At 57.2% G+C, this 746-nt stretch carries 1 pseudogene; it reads right to left on the minus strand.

Annotation, left to right across the window (positions count from 1 at the left end):
- Positions 1-149 (minus strand): annotated as a pseudogene (locus HGP14_RS35165) (IS5/IS1182 family transposase); the annotation flags it as partial.
- Positions 150-746 lie beyond the last annotated feature (597 nt).

The raw sequence follows: 746 nt of genomic DNA on the forward strand, positions 1-746 counted from the left end.
CAGATTGGAATAACGCGGCTGGCCACCGCGGGTCGTGCGCTTCGGCGCCCGCCAAGACGACAGCGCTTCTGCCGTCATCCACAGCGTCAGACTGCCTCGCCGGCGAAGGCCTGCGTCATATTCCGCCAGTTCGTCACCTCGAACTTCATCTTGCCGATACGATCGCGCCGGGCAGCATTGTCTTTTGAAAGGCATCGTTGCGAAAGACCCCTGATTGCCTTCGCCGATCACCTATGCCAACGCGATTAACGATCCGCACACCAAGTCTGCTGAGGCTAAGATGGGATGATCACCGAGCTGCTGGTTTGTGCCTCAATAGCGGCTGTCGACGGCGTCACGGTCCAATGCGAGCCGAGCGAGGCTACTGATCATTAGCCACTCAGTACGGCAGGCTGCCGAGGCGTTTGCGAAAGCAGACGACGCCGCTTCTTTTAGAGATGGATCAACGGTGGCGTGTGCCCCATTCGCAAAGCGAACGCCAGAGCGGTCATCGCTATGACCAAACCCAAAATGTAAATCGCGACTTGAACCGAGCTTTTGGACATGACCTAAAGATAGTGATGGCCTATGGACCTATCGAAGCGACAGATTGTCGCTCACTCCACGGAGGAATGCTGTGATAGCCGAACTGTTTGTCTGTGCCTACCTGGCCACCTTCTACCAAGGGGTGCGGTCGTGGGTCGAATGGGATGCGACGTACGGTTCGAGTAGACAAGGAGTACCCGGGGTTCGCTTGCCGTGCTATG

The sequence above is a fragment of the Rhizobium sp. P32RR-XVIII genome (assembly GCF_012641395.1).
Taxonomy (GTDB): Bacteria; Pseudomonadota; Alphaproteobacteria; order Rhizobiales; family Rhizobiaceae; genus Rhizobium.